Here is a 326-nt window from a genome sequence, read left to right on the forward strand (position 1 = left end):
ATGAAGAAGGGGAAGCCGAAGACCCCGTCCGCCCGGGCATCCTCGTTGCTCCGCTCGAGCGCCGCCTCGTAGCGGGCCTCCCGCAGGGCGGCGAGGAGCTCGGCGCGGGCGAGCCCGGCGCGCTCGGCGATCTCGGCCAGCGTCTCCTCCTGCCCGATGTCCCCGGCTTCGAGCCAGCGGGCGCGATACACGCCGTCGTGGTACGCGGCACCTCGCCCCTTCTCCCGCGCGAAGAAGAAGCCGCAGCAGGCCTTCTTGCTGTCGGCGAACGGGCCGGGGTTGAGCGCGAGACCGTAGGCCTCCGCGAAGCGCAGCACGTCCTCGAA

1 protein-coding gene is annotated in these 326 nt (G+C 72.4%); it reads right to left on the reverse strand.

The window, feature by feature from the left end:
- Nucleotides 1-326 (reverse strand): hypothetical protein (locus tag E6J59_19470; protein TMB16126.1); only part of this gene is annotated, 326 nt, incomplete at both ends.

Source organism: Deltaproteobacteria bacterium (assembly GCA_005879795.1).
Classification (GTDB): Bacteria; Desulfobacterota; Binatia; order DP-6; family DP-6; genus DP-6.